Raw genomic sequence first — 18,055 nt, 5'->3', positions numbered from 1 at the left:
AGCGGATGAGACAATGATGTCTCACATGCGTTACTGTTGTCTCATGGCTGTTGATCGTGAACACGTACTGCGCTCCGCCGCTGACCTGCTGACCCGCAAAGCCACCGCCACCATGGACGAGGTGGCCAAGGCGGCCGGGATCAGCCGGGCCACGCTGCACCGGCAGTTCGCCGGGCGGGACGCGCTGGTGAAGGCGCTGGAGGAGCTGGGCCTGCGCCAGCTGGAGGAGGCCCTGGACCGCGCCCGGCTCGACGAGGGCGCCGCGTCCGACGCCGTGAGGCGGCTGGTCGTCGAGGTGCAGCCGGTCGCCGGGTTCCTGGCCTTCCTGGTCACCGAGAACCAGCTCTTCGAAGGCGAGCAGCAGCACCAGGGCTGGGCGCGGATCGACGAACGGTTCGCGGTGCTGTTCCGGCGCGGGCAGGAGGCGGGCGAGTTCCGTATCGACCTGTCCCCGGCCTGGCTGACCGAGGCCCTGTACGGGCTGATCGGCGCCGGCGCCTGGTCGGTGCAGGACGGCCGCCTCGCGGCGAAGGACTTCTCATACATGATCGTCGAGTTGCTGCTCGGCGGAGTACGGCGGAGCGTGGAGCGATGACGAGCGCAGAGCAGCGGGTAGCGGACACGCACAGCGGTCGGCATCCCGGGCGCTGGCTCGCGCTCGCCGTGCTCGTCCTGGCCGTCCTGCTGGTCGCGGTCGACGCGACCGTACTGGGCCTGGCCACCCCGTTCCTCAGCGAGGACCTGAAGCCGTCCGGCACCCAGCTGCTGTGGATCGGTGACGTCTACTCGTTCGTCATCGCCGGTCTGCTGGTGTCCATGGGCAGCCTCGGCGACCGTATCGGCCGCAAGAAGCTGCTGCTCATCGGCTCGGTCGCGTTCGGCGCCGTCTCGGTGCTCAACGCCTACGCCACCAGCCCCGAGATGATGATCGCCGCGCGAGCGCTGCTCGGTGTGGCGGGCGCGACGCTGATGCCGTCCACCCTGGCGCTGATCCGCAACATCTTCCACGACCCCAGGGAGCGCAGCCTCGCCGTCGGCATCTGGGGTGCGGCGGCGTCCGCGGGCGCGGCCGTCGGGCCGGTCATGGGCGGCTTTCTGCTGGAGCACTTCTGGTGGGGCTCGGTCTTTCTGATCAACCTGCCGGTGATGGCCGTGCTGGTCGTCGTGGGCGTCAAGCTGCTGCCCGAGTCGCGTAACCCGGCGCCCGGCCCCTGGGACCTGCTCAGCGTCGGCCTCTCACTGGTCGGCATGGTCTCCGTCGTGTACGCCGTGAAGGAGGCGGCCGTGCACGGCTTCCGCTGGGACATCGCGGTCGCCGCCGCCGTCGGGACCGGCGCGCTGGTCTGGTTCGCCCGGCGACAGCTCACGCTGCCCTCGCCGCTGCTCGACATGCGGCTGTTCAAGCACCGGGGCTTCTCCGGCGCGGTCCTCGCCGACCTGCTGACCATCCTCGGCCTGTCCGGTCTGGTCTTCTTCCTCTCCCAGTTCCTGCAACTGGTCCAGGGCCGCTCACCCCTGGAAGCCGGGCTGATCGAACTGCCCGCGGCCGTGGGCGCGGTGGTACTCGGCCTCACGGCCGGAGTGCTGGCCCGCCGGACGTCGGTGCGGATCGCCATCTCGGGCGGCCTCACCGCGGTCGGCCTGGCGCTCGCCGCGTGTACGGCGCTGGACGCGGAGACCGCGGTGCCGTCGCTGGTCGTGGCCCTGTTCATCGGCGGCGCGGGGGCCGGGCTCGCCTTCACCGTGACGGCGGACGTCATCCTCTCCAGCGTCCCCAAGGAGCAGGCGGGAGCCGCGTCCGCGGTCTCCGAGACGGCGTACGAACTGGGCGCGGCGCTCGGTATCGCGGTGCTCGGCTCGATCGTCACCGGCACCTACCGGGGCTTCGCCACACCCGACGGGGTGCCCGCCGCCGCGGCGGACGCGGCCAGGGAATCCCTCGGCGGGGCGGTCGAGACGGCCGCCAGCCTGCCGACGGAGCAGAGCGCGGCCCTGCTCGCGGCGGCCCGGGACGCCTTCACGCAGGGGTTCGAGGCGGCGGCCGGGGTGGGCGCGGCGGTGCTCTTCGCCACCGCCGTCGCCGCCTGGTTCCTGCTACGCGGCCAGCGCCTCGAAGAGGGCGTCGAGCACCCGTAAGGGCCTGTCTTCGCACCCCGGCCAAGGTGCGAAGACAGGCCCCAAGGGCGGCGAGCGCTACGCCGCCTTGGCCTTCGTGGCGTACATGTCCACGTACTCCTGGCCCGACAGCTCCATGACCTCGGTCATCACCGAGTCGGTCACCGCCCGCAGCACATAGCGGTCGCGGCCCATGCCGTCGTAGCGCGAGAACTCCATCGGCTCACCGAAGCGGACCGTCACCCGCCCGGGCCGGGGGAACCCCGCGCCACCGGGCTGCAGCTTGTCCGTGCCGATCATCGCGAACGGCACCACCGGCGCCCCCGTCATCAGAGTGAGCCGGGCGATGCCGGTACGGCCCCGGTAGAGGCGGCCGTCAGGGGAGCGGGTGCCCTCCGGGTAGATACCGAAGACCTGGCCCTCCTCCAGCACCCGGCGCCCGGTCATCAGCGCCGCGACCCCGCCGTTCGCGCCGTCCCGGTCCACCGGGATCATGCCGACTCCGGTGAAGAACCAGGCCATCAGCCGCCCCTTGACGCCCTTGCCCGTGACGTACTCGTCCTTGCCGATGAACAGCACCTGCCGGTCACAGACCAGCGGCAGGATCATCGAGTCGATGAACGTCAGATGGTTGCCCGCGAGGATCACGGGCCCGAAGCCCGGGATGTTCTCGGCGCCCTCCACGCGTGGGCGGAACATCAGGCGCATGACCGGTCCGAGCACTGCCTTGATGAACGCAAAGCGGGACAACTAGTCCTCCGGTGTCAAGGGGTGAGGGTGAGGTCTGTGCAGGTGAGGACGATACTCGCGGGTCCGTGCGGATTGCACATCGGGTTCACAAGATGGATACGCAGTGTTGACGTGTGTTGGCGCCACGTTCGTCCAAGAGTCTCCCCTACAACAGGCGTAGGCCCCTAGCATCAGGGCCTCGCCTTGACCGGACCTTGAATGGGAAGGACCCCTATGACGCAGGGCAGGACGACGGAGCAGCAGCCGGGCACAAGCCTGGGGCGGCGCGCGGTACTGGGAGCGGCCGCGGCCCTCGGTGCCGGGGGAGCCACCCTGGGCCTGTCCGGCACGGCGAGAGCCGCCGGCGAGGGGCGGGGGCCCCGCGGCGGCTACCGGCACCTTCCGGTCCCGGCGGTGGTGGCACACCGCGGCGCCAGTGGCTACCGCCCCGAGCACACCTTCGGCGCGTACGACCTGGCGCTGGACATGGGCGCGCACGTCATCGAGCAGGACCTGGTACCGACCAAGGACGGCCACCTCGTGTGCCGCCACGAGAACGCCATCACCGACACCACGGACGTCGCGGACCACCCGGAGTTCGCCGACCGGAAGGTGACCAAGACGGTCGACGGGGTCGAGCTCACCGGCTGGTTCACCGAGGACTTCACGCTCGCCGAGCTCAAGACGCTGCGCGCCGTGGAACGTATCCCCGGCATCCGGCAGCGCAACACCCTCTACGACGGGCGCTGGACGGTGCCCAGCTTCGAGGAGGTGCTGCGCTGGGCGGACGAGCAGGGCAGGCGGCGCGGCCACAAGGTGTGGCTGCACGTCGAGACCAAGCACCCCAGCTACTTCCGCGGCATCGGCCTCGGCCTGGAGGAACGTCTCGCCCGGCTGCTGCGCCGCTACGGACGGCACGGCAAGCACTCGCCCACGTTCCTGCAGTCCTTCGAGCCCAGCAGCATGCAGCGGATGGCGCGGCTGGTCCACACACCCCGCGTAGTGCTGCTGTGGACACCGGACGACAGGCCGTGGGACTTCGTCGAGGCGGGCGACCCGCGCACGGTCGCCGACCTGGTCACGCCCGAGGGACTGAAGTGGATCGCGTCCTTCGCCCAGGGCATCGGCCCGCTGGTCGACCTGATCATCCCCAAGAACGCCGACGGCAGCCTGGGCAGCCCGACCACCCTGGTCCCGGACGCGCACGCGAAGAACCTGGTGCTGCACCCGTACACCCTGCGCAACGAGAACCGCTTCCTGCCGACCGAGTTCCGGCGCGGCACCGACCCGAACGCCTACGGAGACGCCTTCGGCGCCCTGAAGCGGTACTTCGAGACGGGCATCGACGGGATCTTCACCGACAACCCGGACACGGCGCTGCTCGCGGCCGCCGACTTCGTCAAGGACTGATCACCGCACGCCCGCACGAGTGAGACGCGGCCGACCCGGCAACCGCCCGCCGGGTCGGCCGCGTCCCGCCGGGCATGAAGACCGACGCATCAGACCTGGTAGGCGCGCTGCGCCCGCTCCTCGCCGCCGAAGCGGCCGCCGAGGCACTCGGCTCCGGCACCGAACCCGCCGACCTCGAACAGGCGGTGTGGCTACGCCTCCTGGAGCGGCTGGACGCCGCACACCCACCGCCCGACCCCGCCCGCTGGCTGCGGCACGCCGTACGCGCGGAATCACGCCGCGCCCGCCGCAGGGCCCGCCACGAGCAGCCGTACGCGACCGAGCCCCCGGCACCGGACGGCGGCCCGGAGCGCGCCGCCCTGACGGCCGAGCGCTGCCGCGCCGTGCGCGCGGCCGTGCGCAGACTGCCCGGCCGCTGCCCAGGCCTGCTGGACGCGCTGCTGTCATCGAAGGACCTGACCTACCGGGAGATCGCAGGGGAGTTGGGTATCTCACAGGGGTCTTTGGGGCCAGAACGTTCCCGGTGCCTGGGATGCCTGCGCAGAATGCTCGCGGCGGAGGTTGCGGCACCTGGAGCAAGGGGAAAGGTGCTCAGGAGGCAACCGGCGGACAGGTGAGCGGGAGGCATACGCACATGGGCATGAGTGTGACCATCTCTGCGGCGACCGAGCAGGACGCCGAGCAGATACTGAAACTGCAGTACCTCTGCTACCAGAGCGAGGCGGAGCTCTACGGCGACTACACCATCGAACCGCTCACCCAGTCGCTCGCCTCCCTCACGGCGGAACTGGCCGTCGGATGCGTCCTGGTGGCCCGACTCGGTGACGAGGTGGTGGCCTCGGTACGCGGCACGGTGGACGCCGACGGTACGGCCCGGGTCAACAAGCTGGTCGTCCACCCGAGGATGCAGCGGCACGGCCTCGGTGGGCGGCTGCTCAACGCGGTGGAGGAGCGGCTCGGTGCCGCGGGCGGCGTCAAGCACTTCCAGCTCTTCACCGGCCACCGCAGCGAGAACAACCTCCAGCTGTACCGCAAGCACGGCTATCTGCCGGTCTCCACCGAGCAGGTCAGTGCCCGGATGACGCTGGTGACCCTGGCGAAGGACGCCGCAGCCAGTACACCGCCGTCACCGGCAGCAGTACCGGGATGAACAGATAGCCCATCCCGAACCGCGACCAGACCGTGGCGTCCGGGAAGGCGTCGGGAGCGAGCACCGTCCAGGCGCCCACCACCACCACGCCCACCAGCTCGGCGGCGCAGCACACCAGCGCCGCCTTGCGGGCCGTCTCCCCGCCGCGTACGAGCGTGTACGTGATGAAGGCGTACACCACGGCGGCGACAGCCGACAGCGTGTACGCCAGCGGGGCCCGCTCGTAGTCGGCCGAGATCTGGTAGATCGAGCGCGAGACGGCGCCGACCACCATCACGCCGTACAGCCAGACCAGCACCAGCCCAGGGCCGCTGATCAGCCGGGTGTCCGTCGGTTGCCCGCCCTCGGTGCGCTGCCCGGTCATCTCAGCCTCTCCAGATGTCGTACAGCCGGACCTCGAGTACGGCCAGCACGAACGCGCCCGCGGCGACGGTCACCGAACCCCAGCGGGTGCGCTCGGCCAGCGACAGGAAGCCCGCGGCCGGAATACACAGGGCCGAACCGACCAGATACGACACGAACAGCGTGGCCCCCTGCTCCGGCTTCTCGCCCCGCGCCAACTGCACGATCCCGACCACCAGCTGGGCCACGGCCAGCAGGGTCACCGCGGCCATGCCGACGAAGTGCCGGTCCTTGGTCGGCTGATCGCGGTAGGCGGCGTAGCCGCACCACGCGGCGAGCACGAGCGCGGACACGGCGGTCGCGATCGTCAGGGCAGCAAGCATGCCGCGAGCCTATTACGGGACGAAAAGCCCGCTGCGCGCACCCCTTCGATGTCCTCAGGGTGGACAGGATTGTCCGCTATACGGACAGGTGGGAGGGTCCGACGCCGCCGTCTGTTTTACTGGGCCCATGACCACGACGAGCAGCCGCACCCTTGCGACCGAGGCGACCATGACGCCCGGTGCTCGCCGTATGTGTCGAATGTGCGCCTTCTGAGGGCCCCTGCCGCGCCAGCCTCGCGCCCCAAAGCGAGCCAGCTGAGCCCCGTCCGTACGCCCTGAGCGGCCCGGATCCGGCCTGCCCCGCGCATGCGTTGCCCCCAGGCTCGACCGCCTGTGACAACCCGTGCCGCGTGTGGACCTCGAAGCTACGCAACCACGAAGCAACCACGAATGCCCCGTGCCCGGCGACGATCTCGCCCCGCACTCGACAGTGACGGAAACCCTGTGATCACCACTACGGGCCTGACGAAGGTCTACCGTGACCGCTCGCGCGGCCGCGACGTCGTCGCCCTGGACGGCGTCGACCTCCATGTGCGCGAAGGCGAGGTGTACGGAGTCATCGGCCAGAGCGGCGCCGGAAAGTCCTCGCTCATCCGCTGCGTCAACCTCCTGGAACGCCCCACATCCGGCACCGTGACCGTGGACGGCCTGGACCTCACCGCGCTCGGCGGCGGCCGTGGCCCCCGCGCGGGCCAGCGGCTCCGCGCCGCCCGCAGCCGCATCGGCATGGTCTTCCAGCACTTCAACCTGCTGTCCTCGCGCACCGTGCGGGACAACGTCGAGCTCCCCCTGGAGATCCTCGGAGTCCAGGGCCGTGAGCGGACCCGGAAGGCGCTCGAACTCCTCGACCTGGTCGGCCTCGCCGACAAGGCGGGCAGCTACCCGAGCCAGCTCTCCGGCGGCCAGAAGCAGCGCGTCGGCATCGCCCGCGCCCTGGCCGGAGACCCCAAGGTGCTGCTCTCCGACGAGGCCACCAGCGCCCTGGACCCCGAGACGACCCGCTCGATCCTTCAGCTGCTGCGCGACCTCAACCGGGAGCTCGGCCTGACCGTCCTGCTCATCACGCACGAGATGGACGTCGTCAAGCAGATCTGCGACTCCGCCGCCCTGATGGAGCGCGGCCGGATCGTCGAGTCCGGCACCCTGGACGACCTGCTCGCCACGCCCGGCTCCGAGCTGGCCACGGCGCTCTTCCCGGTCAGCGGAGAAGCGTCAGGCGATGACCGTACCGTCGTCGACATCACCTTCCACGGCGATACCGCGGCCCAGCCGGTGATCTCCCAGCTGTCCCGTACGTACAACATCGACATCTCGATCCTCGGCGCCGCGATGGACACCGTCGGCGGCAAGCAGGTCGGACGGATGCGCATCGAACTGCCCGGACGGTTCGAGGACAACGTCGTCCCCATCGGCTTCCTGCGTGAGCAGGGGCTTCAGGTGGACGTGGCTGGCCGCCCGGCCGCCGGGTCCGCGGCCGCCGAGTCCCAGCTGGTCAAGGAAGGTGCCAAGTGACCTGGTCGGAGATGCAGCCGCTCCTGGAGCAGGCAAGCTGGGACACCCTGTACATGGTCGGCGTCTCGACCCTGATAGCCGTCGTCGGCGGTCTCCCGCTCGGCGTGCTGCTGGTCCTCACCGACCGCGGCGGGCTGCTCCAGAACACCGTGCTCAACAAGGTGCTGGGCCAGATCGTGAACGTCGCGCGCTCGATGCCCTTCATCATCCTGATGGTCGCGCTGATGTCCTTCACCCGCTGGATCACCGGCACCACCATCGGGGTCGAGGCGGCGATCGTGCCGCTGTCCATCGGCGCCATCCCGTTCTTCGCGCGGCTGGTCGAGACCGCCGTACGCGAGGTGGACCACGGACTCGTCGAGGCCGTACAGGCCATGGGCGGCAACACCTGGACCGTCGTCCGCAAGGTCCTCGTCCCCGAGTCGCTGCCCTCGCTGATCTCCAGCGCCACCACCACCGTCGTCGTCCTCATCGGCTACTCGGCGATGGCCGGAACCGTCGGCGCCGGCGGCCTCGGCGACATCGCGATCCGCTACGGCTACGAGCGCTTCGAGTCCGGCCTGATGTGGATCACCGTGGGCATCCTGGCGGTCGTCATCTCCGTCATCCAGTTCGCCGGGGACTACGCGGCCCGCTCGCTCTCCCGCCGCGGCCGCGGCTCCACCGTCCCCAGGCTGCGCCTGCTGCGCGCCGCCGCTCCGGCCGCTGGTTCGGTTACCGTCCCGGCCGCCGAACCAGCGGCCGAACCCTCAAAGGCTTCCTGACCCGCACCGACACCCGTAACCCGGGTGGCACCACCCATGGAGAAAGGCACTTTTCGTGCGTAATACCGTCAAGATCACCAGCGCTGTCCTGGCCGCCGGAGCCCTCACTCTCGGCCTCACCGCCTGCGGCGCGGACTCCGGAACCGGCGGCGACACCCTCGTCGTCGCCGCCAGCCCGACCCCGCACGGCAAGATCCTCGAGTACGTCAGGGACAACCTGGCGGCCAAGGAGAACCTCAAGCTGGAGGTCAGGGAGTTCACCGACTACGTCCTGCCGAACACGGCGACCCAGGACGGCTCGGTCGGCGCCAACTACTTCCAGCACAAGCCCTACCTGGACGACTTCAACAAGAAGAACAACACCGACATCGTGCCGGTGGGCGACGTCCACCTGGAGCCGCTCGGCTTCTACTCGGAGAAGATCGACAAGCTGGACGCGCTCGCCAAGGGCGCGACCGTCGCCGTCCCGAACGACACCACCAACGAGGCGCGCGCCCTCAAGCTGCTCGACGCCAACGGTGTCATCAAGCTGAAGGACGGCGCGGGCAACGACGCCACCCTCAAGGACATCGTCGAGAACCCCAAGGGCCTGAAGTTCAAGGAGCTCAAGGCGGCTCAACTGCCGCGCTCCCTCGGTGACGTGGACGCCGCGGTGATCAACGGCAACTACGCGGTGGAGGCCAAGCTCAACCCGGCCAAGGACGCCCTGGTCCAGGAGGCCGCCAAGGGCAACCCGTACGCCAACTTCCTGGCCGTCAAGAAGGGCAACGAGGACGACCCGAAGGTCAAGAAGCTGGTCAAGCTGCTCCAGTCGCCCGAGGTCAAGAAGTACATAGAGAAGGAGTTCGACGACGGCTCTGTCATCCCCGCCTTCTGACGGGTCGTTTCCTGACGGATCGTCGCTTACCACGGGGCCCGCGCCCGCCAAGGCGCGGGCCCCGTGGTGCGGTTGCCCGCTCCGATGCTGCATGCTGGGGCACTTCAGCAGCCTGTAGTGACGGAGCGGCGCGATGCAGACGGCCCACCTGGTGTTCCCGGACATCTCCATCAGCACGGAGCGGCTGGTGCTGCGCCCGTTCGAGGAGGCGGACATTCAGGCCTGCACCGCGATGATGAACGACGAACTGATCACCTCCTGGACCGCCGTCCCCCAGCCGTATACCGAAGCGGACGCGCGGGAGTGGATCACCCGGCTCGCACCAGCGGAGCGTACGGAGGGCCGAGGGATCGTTTTCGCGGTTACTGAGTTCCTCACCCAGCGACTGGTCGGCGTCGTGCACCTCCAGCACACCGACTGGCGGGTACGCGCCACGGAGATGGCTTACCTCGTCGCTCCCTGGGCCCGTGGCGAGGGCTATGCGTCGGAGGCCGCCGTCGCTGTCGCCCAGTGGTTGTTCCGGGACCAGCGGTTCGAGCGCCTGGAGCTGCGGACCGCCGCGGACAACACCGCCGCCCAGCAGGTCGCGCAGAAGATCGGCTGCGTCAGCGAAGGTGTGCTGCGCGGCGCCTGGATAGCGCGCACCCGACTCGATGACGGCGACGGCGTCGACGGGGATGGTGGTGGCGGCGACGGCGGCTGGCGTGACGTGCGTACCGACCTGATCGTCTGGAGCCTGCTGCCCGAGGACCTGGACGGCGTCACCGAGCAGCTCGCCGACGCCTCCGGCTACACCGCCTTCTCCGAGTGGAACTGATCTCCCCGAGGACTTCGGGTGATGCGGGAGGGGTACGCTCACGTAGCCCCGCCGGGGATCACCGCTGACCTGCTGAGCTGACGTGCTGACGTGCTGACCTGAACGACAACCCCGTCCGAGAACCTCCAGGAGACTGACAACGATGACCGACCGGGTCACGGTGATCGGCTGGGACGGCTCGCCACTGACCGACGCGGCCCGCTCCGCCCTCAGCGCCGCCACACTCGTGGCCGGCGCACCGCACCACCTCGCGCTCCCCGGAGTACCCGCGGGCGCCGAACAGGTCCGGCTTGGCAGCGTCACGCTGGCCGCCCGGAGAATCGCCGCCCACCGGGGCACCGCCGTGGTCTTCGCGGACGGGGACCCCGGCTTCTTCGGCGTCGTCCGCGCCCTGCGGGCCCCCGAGCACGGCCTTGAGGTCGAGGTGGTCCCCGCCGTCTCCGCCGTCGCGCAGGCCTTCGCCCGCGCCTCCATGCCCTGGGACGACGCCCAGGTCGTCGTCGCCCACCCGCGCACCCTGCGCCGTGCGGTCAACGTCTGCCGGGCCCACCCGAAGGTCGCCGTCCTCACCTCGCCTGGCGCGGGTCCCGCCGAACTGGCCCTGCTCCTCGAAGGCGTGCACCGCACCTTCGTCATCTGCGAGGAGCTGGGCACCGCCCGGGAGCAGGTCACCGTCCTCACATCGGAGAAGGTCGCCGACCGTGGCTGGCGCGACCCGAACGTCGTCATCGTCATCGGCGGCAGCCCGGCCACCGCCGAGACCGGCTGGCTCGCGGGCCGCGATCCCGCCACCCGTCCCCGAGGCTGGGGGCTGCCCGCCACCGAGTACGGGGGTGAGCTCGCCGAGGGCGAGGGCCACCAGCTGCGCGCGGCCCAACTGGCGCGGCTCGGCCCGCGGGTCGGTGACCTGGTCTGGGACATCGGCTGCGGCAGCGGCGCACTCTCCGTCGAGGCCGCCCGGCTCGGCGCCGCCGTGATCGCCGTCGACCGCGACGCCGACGCCTGCGGCCGCACCGCGGCCGTCGCCCGCCGCTTCGGGGTACAGCCGCAGATCCTGCACGGCACCGCCCCGCTCGTCCTGGAAGACCTCCCGGAGCCCGATGTCGTACGGGTCGGGGGCGGGGGAGCACCCGTTGTCTCCGCGGTCGCCGATCGCAGGCCCGCGCGGATCGTGACCCACGCCGCCACCCGCGACCAGGCCGAACTGATCGGCCGGGACCTCACCGAGCACGGATACGCCGTCGAGTGCGCCCTGTTGCAGTCCGTGGAACTGGACACCCGCGCCTGGACCGAGCGCGAGCGCGCGGTCGCCTTCCTGCTCTCCGGGCAACTGGAGGCACGGGGGGCACGCTAGGGCCTGCCCGGCGGACCCTACGACCTGATCCGCCGGACAGGCCCTGGGGCGGGCGCCCCGTGACCATGGTGCCGCGCGGCGCGCGGTAGGCTGGCCGATCGTTGTACTGCGCCAGGATGTTCGTCGGTTTATCCGTCAATGTCCGGAGGGTGCGCCCGGTTTGGGGCGTCTGTGGTACTGCGGGGGACCGGTAGGACGCGCGACGTGGCGCAGTCCACAGCGGACTGTGACGGATCTGCCGTCACAGTGGTGGGTGCGGCCGCGACAATGGCTTTGGCGTTTTTGCGCTTTGTCGTTTTGTCGATGGGTCGTTCGTGCCGCGCGGCGCGCACGCTCGTTCTTGTCTATGGGTGGTCATGTGCTGCCCCGGGCGAGCCGGCCGAAGGAGAGCATGACCAATGGGCGAGGGGTACGCATGACCGACACCGGCCAGGTCCCGGGCGAGGGACTGCCTCAGGACGCGGGCACGGTGGAGCAGCCGGGAGCTCCCGCCCCGGGTGCGTACACCTTCCTCGACCCCGCGGAGACCGCTGTGGACGACGATGACCTGCTGCTCATGCCGAGTGCGCAGGGGGCGTGGACCGAGGGCCAGCTGGGGCAGCCAGGCCAGCCGGGTCAGCCAGGTCAGCCAGGTCAGCCGATGACGGCTCAGCCGGTGGGGCAGGCGCCCGTGCAGGTGCCGTCGCCTGAGGCCGGTGCCGTGGCGGTGGCGCCCGAGCCGGTGATGGCGCAGGACGCGCAGGAGCCGGATGCGATGGCGCAGGAGCAGGCTGCGGTGCCGCCGCTCGCGCATGAGCCCGGGCCGCACGAGATGGCGGGCCGCGACAGCGGTGCGATCGACCTCGGAGCGGTACGCGTGCCCAGCCCCTCGCCGACTCCGGAGGCCTACCCCGATCCCGCGGCGCCGCCGCAGGCCACGCCCTCGCGGCGCCCGCTGCACCTGGGGCCGCCCGCGCCTGGCGCCGTGGCAAGCCCGGTGCGCTCGCTCGCCGACCGTGGTCCGGCCGGTACGCCGTCACCGAGCGCGCCAGCGCGGCGACACGGCCCGCCCACCTCGGGCCCGGAGTACCTCGACGTCCCGGGCGACCATGGCTCGCTGGCTGGCCAGCAGCAGGGGGGAGTCCCGCCGCAAGGGGCGACCCCATGGACGCCGCAGCCGCAGAGCGCAGACGTACGGCCTGAAGAAACGGTCGTCCCTCAGGCCCCCGCTGACACAGCGGCCCCCTCTCCCGCTACGGCTGCCGTGCCGCCGCCCGTCGGGCAGTTCGTCCCGGTCGAAGGCCAGGTACCGTCCACCCCGCACCTGGCCCCGACCCCGCCCCACGCGATGCCCGCGCCGGTGGCGCCCCCGGCCGCCGACGCGGAAGCGGGCGCGGGCGAACTGGCCGCGGACGCTGACGCCCAGCCGACCACCGTGCCCGCCGCGCACGCGCAGGGCACCGACGCACAGCAGCCCGCTGCCGCACCCGCCACCGCGCCACAGGCTGTTTCCGGCCCGGAGGCTGACGGCCAGTCGGCCGTCGCGCCGGGCGCTGACGAGCATCCTGTCGCCGTCGCCGTACCGGCCGCTGGCGTGCCGGATGTTTCCGGCCCTGACGTAGAGGGGCCGTCGGCTGTCATGCCCGGCGCGACCGATGGGCAGGGCGCCGTGCTCGTTACCGACGGGCAGCAGCCCATCGCCGTACCGGCCGCCGCCGACTCTGCCGCCGACGTCCAGCCGGTCACCGCGCCGGACGCGGACGGACCGGTCGCCATGCAGGGCGCTGCCGAGCAGCCCGTCGCCGTACCGGCCCCCGGGCCCCAGGCTGTTTCTGGTCCCGACGCTGCCGAGCAGTTCGTCGCCGGACCGGATGCTGGGGTGCCGGTTGTTTCCGGTCCTGACGTTGACGGGCCGTCGGCCGTCATGCCCGGCGCCGAGGCGCGGCCGGACGCCGCGCCGACCACCGACGCGGAGACGGCTGCCCCGTCTGGCGGGGCCGCGGCCGCCACCGACCCGCAGCCCGTGGTCGCCCCCACCCCCGCCCCCGTGGCACAGGCTGCCGTCGCGCTCGGCGCGCACGCGGAGGCTCCGGTCGCGCCTGGCGCTGAGGAGGAGGCCCCCGCACCCGGTCTGGAGGCGGCCGCTTCGGAGTCCGATGCTGCCGTGCCCGACGTCGCCGCGCCCGTAGCCGACGCGCAGGCCCCGGTGCCCGTCGCCGTGCCCGCCCCGGCCGCCGAGGACGAACCGCCCGCCGCGCAACCCGCCCCCGACGCCCTCGCGGAGCCCGCGCCGACCCCGCCAGCCGCCGAGGTCGCCGCCCCCGCCACCCCCGCCACCCCCGACGTCGCCGTGAGCGGCGCGGAACCAGCCGTACCGTACGCCGAAGCGCCCACCCCGCACGACCCGGAGCTCCCCGAAGGCCCGGAGCTGCTCGGCGCTCCCGCTACCTCCGGCGCCCCCACCGCCGCCGCCCCCGGCTACGACGACGCCGAACGCGCCGCCGTCCTGCGCGTCATGCGCGAGCGCCGGGACATCCGCAACGGCTTCCGCGGCGACCCCATCCCGCACGAGGTGCTGCTCCGCGTCCTGGAGGCGGCCCACACCGCCCCCAGCGTCGGCCACTCACAGCCCTGGGACTTCGTCGTCATCCGCTCCGCCGAGACCCGGCGCGCGATGCACGAACTGGCCACCCGCCAGCGCGAGGCGTACGCCAAGTCCCTCCCCAAGGGCCGCGCCAAGCAGTTCAAGGAACTGAAGATCGAGGCCATCCTCGACACCCCGGTGAACATCGTCGTCACCGCCGACGCCACCCGGGGCGGCCGCCACACCCTTGGCCGCCACACTCAGCCGCAGATGGCCCCTTATTCCTCGGCACTCGCCGTTGAGAACCTCTGGCTCGCCGCCCGCGCCGAAGGCCTCGGCGTCGGCTGGGTCAGCTTCTTCGACGAGCGGGAGATGGTCCGCGAGCTGGGCCTGCCGGACCACCTGGAGGTCGTGGCGTACCTCTGCGTCGGATACGTCGACGAGTTCCCCGAGGAGCCGGAGCTGATGCAGGCCGGGTGGTCCAAGCGCCGCCCGCTGTCCTGGGTCGTCCACGAGGAGACGTACGGCCGCCGCGCGCTCCCCGGTGAGGAGCCGCACGACCTGCTCGCCGAGACCATCTCCAACATCCGCCCGCTGGACGCCAAAGCGCTCGGCGAGGCCTGGGAGCGGCAGAAGCGGATGACCAAACCGGCCGGTGCGCTCGGCATGCTGGAGATCATCTCCGCGCAGCTCAGCGGTCTGTCCCGGAAGTGCCCGCCGCCGATCCCGGAGCCCGCGGCCGTCGCGATCTTCGCGGGCGACCACGGTGTGCACGCCCAGGGCGTCACCCCCTGGCCGCAGGAGGTGACCGGCCAGATGGTCGCCAACTTCCTCGGCGGCGGCGCGGTCTGCAACGCCTTCGCCAACCAGGTCGGCGCGGAGGTCTGCGTCATCGACGTGGGCGTTGCCTCCGACCTCCCCGCCACACCGGGCCTGCTGCCCCGCAAGGTCAGGGCCGGTACGGCGGACATGACCACCGGCCCCGCGCTCACCCGCGAGGAGGTCAGGGCCGCCATCGAGGTGGGCATCGACACCGCCCGCGACCTGGTGGCCGCCGGGAACAAGGCGCTGCTCACCGGTGAGATGGGCATCGCCAACACCACCGCGTCGGCCGCCCTGATCGCTGTTTACACGGGCGCTGACCCGGCTGAGGTCACCGGCCGCGGCACCGGCATCAACGACGAGACGCTCGCCCGCAAGACCGACGTCGTACGCCGGGCCCTGGAGCTCCACCAGCCCGACCCGGCGGACCCGATCGGCGTCCTGGCGGCCATCGGCGGCCTGGAGCACGCCGCGATCGTCGGCCTGCTTCTCGGCGGCGCCTCGCTGCGTACGCCGGTGATCCTGGACGGTGTCAGCGCGGGAGCCGCCGCCCTGGTGGCCCGGGCGATCGCCCCCGAGGTCCTGGCCGCTTGTATCGCGGGCCACCGCAGCGCGGAGCCCGGCCATGTCGCGGCCCTCAACAAGCTGGGACTGCGTCCGCTGGTCGACCTGGACCTTCGCCTCGGCGAGGGCACCGGCGCGCTGCTGGCCCTCCCGGTGGTGCAGAGCGCGGCGCGGGCGATGCACGAGGTGGCGACGTTCGACTCGGCAGGCGTCACGGAGAAGTAGCCAAGAAGCAGCACAGAACAGAAGCAGGAAAGAGGCAGGCACGCAGCCGCGCGGGTCCGGACCCACCAGACCGGCCCGCGCGGCGTACCCCCCCACCCCCCAGCCGCCGCCGCTCCCCGCAGCCCCGGCCTAGGCCCGACCCCGGCCACGGCCATGGCCCCACCCCCACCCGCGCCGTATCGTGGACCCGCACCCCGAAACCGGCACCCCACCAGCCGCTCCACCGTCGCAGCGGCCCACCCGCCCCGCCCTCAGGAGCCGCACAGCCATGGCCGAGCACGTCGACCACCCCGCCTACCCCGTCGGACTGCGCCTGACCGGACGGCGCGTCGTCGTCATCGGCGGCGGCCAGGTCGCCCAGCGTCGCCTGCCCACGCTGCTCGCGGCCGGTGCCGACGTCGTCCTCGTCTCGCCCTCCGCCACCGCGTCGGTCGAGGCCATGGCCGACACCGGCGAGATCACCTGGCTCCGGCGCCCGTACGCCGCGGGCGACCTCGCGGACGCCTGGTACGCGCTGATCGCCAGCAGCGACCACGCGGCCAACGAGGCCGCCAGCGCGGAGGCGGAGCACCGCCGCATCTGGTGTGTACGCTCCGACGACGCCACCGCCGCCACCGCCTGGACCCCGGCCACCGGCCGCTCCGAAGGCGTCACGGTCGCGGTCCTCACGGACGGCACCCCCGACCCGCGCCGTACCGCCGCCATCCGGGACGCGGTGGTCGAGGGCCTGCGGGACGGGACCGTGGTCGCCCCGCAGCACCGCAGCCGCGCCCAGGGCGTCGCGCTGGTCGGCGGCGGCCCCGGCGACCCCGACCTGATCACGATCCGCGGCCGTCGGCTGCTCGCCGAGGCCGACGTCGTCATCGCCGACCGGCTCGGCCCGCGCGACCTGCTCGACGAGCTCCCGCCGCACGTCGAGGTGATCGACGCCGCGAAGATCCCGTACGGCCGCTTCATGGCCCAGGAGGCCATCAACAACGCGCTGATCGAGCACGCCAAGGCGGGCAAGGCCGTGGTCCGCCTCAAGGGCGGCGACCCCTTCGTCTTCGGCCGTGGCATGGAGGAGGCGCAGGCGCTCGCCGAGGTCGGCATTCCGTGCACCGTCGTGCCCGGCATCTCCAGCTCGATCTCCGTTCCGGGCGCGGCCGGAATCCCGGTCACCCACCGGGGCGTCGCCCATGAGTTCACGGTCGTCAGCGGCCATGTCGCGCCGGACGACGAGCGCTCACTCGTCAACTGGGCGGCCCTCGCCGCACTGCGCGGCACCCTCGTCATCCTGATGGGCGTCGACAAGATCGGCGCGATCGCGCAGGCGCTCATCGACGGCGGCCGGGCGCCTGAGACGCCGGTCGCCCTCGTCCAGGAGGGCACCACGGCTGCCCAGCGCCGGGTGGACGCCACGCTCGCCACGGTCGGTGAGGTCGTCACGGCCGAGGAGGTCCGTCCGCCCGCGGTCATCGTGATCGGCGAGGTCGTCACGGTAGGGCCCCGGTAACAGAACCGGGTAGCAGACCCCGGCAGCAGACCCTGGTAACCACCGGTAACACAATCCGTGCGCAGCCGTTGGCACCACACTCCGGACAAGGCAGTATCACCCTGTGGCTGATCTCATCACCATCGACGACCCCGACGACCCGCGCCTGCGCGACTACACCGGACTGACCGACGTCGAACTGCGCCGTCGGCGCGAGCCCGCCGAGGGCCTCTTCATCGCCGAGGGCGAGAAGGTCATCAGACGGGCCAAACTCGCCGGTTACGAGATGCGCTCGATGCTGCTCTCGGCCAAGTGGGTCGACGTGATGCGCGACGTCATCGACGAGGTCCCGGCCCCCGTGTACGCGGTCAGCCCCGAGCTCGCCGAGCAGGTCACCGGCTACCACGTACACCGGGGCGCACTCGCCTCCATGCAGCGCAAACCCCTCCCGGCGGCCGAGGAACTCCTGACCACGACCCGCCGCGTGGTCATCATGGAGTCGGTCAACGACCACACCAACATCGGTGCCATCTTCCGCAGCGCGGCCGCACTCGGCCTGGACGCCGTGCTGCTCTCGCCGGACTGCGCGGACCCGCTCTACCGTCGTTCCGTCAAGGTGTCGATGGGCGCGGTCTTCTCGGTCCCGTACGCCCGGCTTGAGTCCTGGCCCAGGAGCCTGGAGACGGTACGGGAGGCGGGCTTCGACCTCCTCGCGCTCACCCCGGACGAGAAGGCCGCGACCCTCGACGAAGCCGCTCCGCATCGCCGGGACCGCATCGCCCTGATGCTCGGCGCCGAAGGCGACGGCCTGTCCACCCGCGCGCTGGTCGCCGCGGACGAATGGGTGCGTATCCCGATGGCCCACGGCGTCGACTCCCTGAACGTGGGAGCGGCCGCGGCGGTCGCCTTCTACGCGGTCACCGCGGGCCGCCCCCAGCTCTGACCCGCGGACCC

15 protein-coding genes and 1 pseudogene are annotated in these 18,055 nt (G+C 71.9%); 13 read left to right on the top strand and 3 right to left on the bottom strand.

The features are described from left to right. The first annotated feature begins 43 nt into the window (after positions 1-43). Both GCN81_RS01440 and GCN81_RS01435 read left to right on the top strand, forming a co-directional pair. Positions 44-595, top strand: a complete 552-nt coding sequence (locus GCN81_RS01440; RefSeq protein ID WP_231626292.1) for a TetR/AcrR family transcriptional regulator — start codon at positions 44-46, stop codon at positions 593-595. Then, positions 592-2,136, top strand: a complete 1,545-nt coding sequence (locus GCN81_RS01435; RefSeq protein WP_156721544.1) for an MFS transporter — start codon at positions 592-594, stop codon at positions 2,134-2,136. Before GCN81_RS01440 ends, GCN81_RS01435 begins: the two co-directional genes overlap by 4 nt. Positions 2,137-2,193: 57 nt before the next feature. Here GCN81_RS01435 and GCN81_RS01430 read toward each other — a convergent pair. Next, a pseudogene (locus GCN81_RS01430) lies at positions 2,194-2,907 on the bottom strand (lysophospholipid acyltransferase family protein). Positions 2,908-3,078: 171 nt separating this feature from the next. On the opposite strand from GCN81_RS01430, the gene GCN81_RS01425 reads away from it, so the two are divergent. From GCN81_RS01425 to GCN81_RS01415, 3 genes are all read left to right on the top strand, one after another. Further along, positions 3,079-4,254: a glycerophosphodiester phosphodiesterase gene (locus tag GCN81_RS01425; RefSeq protein ID WP_156721542.1), complete on the top strand. Its 1,176-nt coding sequence runs from the start codon at positions 3,079-3,081 to the stop codon at positions 4,252-4,254. A gap of 74 nt (positions 4,255-4,328) precedes the next feature. Next, complete coding sequence (locus tag GCN81_RS01420; RefSeq protein ID WP_156721541.1) at positions 4,329-4,871, top strand: RNA polymerase sigma factor; 543 nt, start codon at positions 4,329-4,331, stop codon at positions 4,869-4,871. A gap of 17 nt (positions 4,872-4,888) precedes the next feature. Next, positions 4,889-5,404 carry a GNAT family N-acetyltransferase gene (locus GCN81_RS01415; protein ID WP_156721540.1) on the top strand — a complete coding sequence of 172 codons (516 nt, stop codon included), beginning with the start codon at positions 4,889-4,891 and terminating at the stop codon, positions 5,402-5,404. On the opposite strand, the gene GCN81_RS01410 is transcribed toward GCN81_RS01415, so the two are convergent. Both GCN81_RS01410 and GCN81_RS01405 read right to left on the bottom strand, forming a co-directional pair. Next, a complete protein-coding gene (locus tag GCN81_RS01410; protein WP_156721539.1) occupies positions 5,322-5,768 on the bottom strand; it encodes a hypothetical protein in 447 nt (148 codons plus the stop codon). The two genes, GCN81_RS01415 and GCN81_RS01410, sit on opposite strands and share 83 nt — an antisense overlap. 1 nt (position 5,769) lies before the next feature. Beyond that, positions 5,770-6,129, bottom strand: a complete 360-nt coding sequence (locus GCN81_RS01405) for a hypothetical protein (protein WP_156721538.1) — start codon at positions 6,127-6,129, stop codon at positions 5,770-5,772. A 390-nt stretch (positions 6,130-6,519) separates the two neighbouring features. Here GCN81_RS01405 and GCN81_RS01400 point away from each other — a divergent pair, with 390 nt between their 5' ends. The 8 genes from GCN81_RS01400 (at position 6,520) to GCN81_RS01365 (ending at position 18,044) form a co-directional block, all read left to right on the top strand. After that, positions 6,520-7,641, top strand: a complete 1,122-nt coding sequence (locus tag GCN81_RS01400) for a methionine ABC transporter ATP-binding protein (RefSeq protein WP_156721537.1) — start codon at positions 6,520-6,522, stop codon at positions 7,639-7,641. Then, positions 7,638-8,405: a methionine ABC transporter permease gene (locus GCN81_RS01395; protein ID WP_156721536.1), complete on the top strand. Its 768-nt coding sequence runs from the start codon at positions 7,638-7,640 to the stop codon at positions 8,403-8,405. Before GCN81_RS01400 ends, GCN81_RS01395 begins: the two co-directional genes overlap by 4 nt. A 55-nt stretch (positions 8,406-8,460) precedes the next feature. Next, positions 8,461-9,282, top strand: a complete 822-nt coding sequence (locus tag GCN81_RS01390) for a MetQ/NlpA family ABC transporter substrate-binding protein (RefSeq protein WP_156721535.1) — start codon at positions 8,461-8,463, stop codon at positions 9,280-9,282. A gap of 133 nt (positions 9,283-9,415) precedes the next feature. Beyond that, positions 9,416-10,099, top strand: coding sequence for a GNAT family N-acetyltransferase (locus GCN81_RS01385; protein ID WP_156721534.1), 684 nt, complete (start codon positions 9,416-9,418; stop codon positions 10,097-10,099). A gap of 142 nt (positions 10,100-10,241) precedes the next feature. Further along, complete coding sequence (cbiE, locus tag GCN81_RS01380; protein WP_156721533.1) at positions 10,242-11,453, top strand: precorrin-6y C5,15-methyltransferase (decarboxylating) subunit CbiE; 1,212 nt, start codon at positions 10,242-10,244, stop codon at positions 11,451-11,453. A 415-nt stretch (positions 11,454-11,868) separates the two neighbouring features. Continuing rightward, on the top strand, positions 11,869-15,627 hold the full coding sequence (cobT, locus tag GCN81_RS01375) for a nicotinate-nucleotide--dimethylbenzimidazole phosphoribosyltransferase (protein ID WP_156721742.1): 3,759 nt from the start codon (positions 11,869-11,871) through the stop codon (positions 15,625-15,627). A gap of 268 nt (positions 15,628-15,895) precedes the next feature. Continuing rightward, on the top strand, positions 15,896-17,122 hold the full coding sequence (gene cobA / locus GCN81_RS01370; RefSeq protein ID WP_156721532.1) for a uroporphyrinogen-III C-methyltransferase: 1,227 nt from the start codon (positions 15,896-15,898) through the stop codon (positions 17,120-17,122). Between the two features lie 103 nt (positions 17,123-17,225). After that, complete coding sequence (locus GCN81_RS01365) at positions 17,226-18,044, top strand: TrmH family RNA methyltransferase (RefSeq protein ID WP_156721531.1); 819 nt, start codon at positions 17,226-17,228, stop codon at positions 18,042-18,044. The last annotated feature ends 11 nt before the right edge of the window (positions 18,045-18,055 follow it).

The organism is Streptomyces apocyni, assembly GCF_009739465.1.
Classification (GTDB): domain Bacteria; phylum Actinomycetota; class Actinomycetes; order Streptomycetales; family Streptomycetaceae; genus Streptomyces; species Streptomyces apocyni.
This window is presented reverse-complemented; position numbering and strand designations above follow the sequence as displayed.